The 255-nt window shown below is 65.5% G+C and carries 1 protein-coding gene; it reads right to left on the bottom strand.

What is annotated here, in order from left to right; genetic code table 11:
• Positions 1-255 (bottom strand): transposase (locus AB4Y44_RS42675; RefSeq protein ID WP_368702843.1); only part of this gene is annotated, 255 nt, incomplete at both ends.

Raw genomic sequence — 255 nt, 5'->3', positions numbered from 1 at the left:
TGGACGGATGCTCGCCACGGATGGATGAGCCTGAGCGCCGGGTAACTGGTGCGAGGCCAGCGTAGGCCGCCAGGTGACCTGCCGAAGCGAATGCTTTGTGCGCGACCTCGGTGAGGAGTCTGGCGGCGGTCCTGACGCCGACTCCCGGCATGCTGGTCAGGACCGGCCAAAGAGGGTGAGCAAGCACCAGCCGCTCAACTTCGGCGGCGATTTCGTCGCGCTGTTTGCGTAAGGCGGCAAGTTGCTGAGCCAAGC

Source organism: Paraburkholderia sp. BR10937, assembly GCF_040965695.1.
Taxonomy (GTDB): domain Bacteria; phylum Pseudomonadota; class Gammaproteobacteria; order Burkholderiales; family Burkholderiaceae; genus Paraburkholderia.
Note: the sequence above shows the minus strand (reverse complement) of the source record. Positions and strands in the feature narration are given on the sequence as shown.